Annotated in this window: 1 protein-coding gene; it reads left to right on the forward strand. The window is 55.3% G+C overall.

Annotation, left to right across the window (positions count from 1 at the left end):
• Window positions 1-318, forward strand: a 318-nt coding sequence (locus tag SB717_RS34675) for a metallopeptidase TldD-related protein (protein ID WP_410907398.1), incomplete at both ends; no start/stop codon positions are given.

The following is a 318-nucleotide window of genomic DNA, read 5'->3' on the forward strand; positions in this document are numbered from 1 at the left end:
CCAGATACGAGGTGCGGCACGACGAGCCATCGATACCCTAGCGCTTCCCTCAGTACAGGGCAAAACCTACACTGTTGTCATCGATCCCATTCTCTCCGGGTTGTTCGTACACGAAGCCTTCGGCCACCTCTCCGAAGCCGATATGGCCTACGAAAACCCCGATTTACTCGAAGTCATGACCTTGGGACGGCGTTTCGGCTCTTCCGACTTGCAAATCTTTGACGGAGCCGCTCCCGAAGGACATCGCGGCAGTTACTTTTACGACGACGAAGGAACCCCTGCCAGTACCACGCAACTCATCGAAAACGGCGTGTTAGT

It is taken from the genome of Priestia sp. SIMBA_032, assembly GCF_046535215.1.
Classification (GTDB): Bacteria; Bacillota; Bacilli; order Bacillales; family Bacillaceae_H; genus Priestia; species Priestia aryabhattai.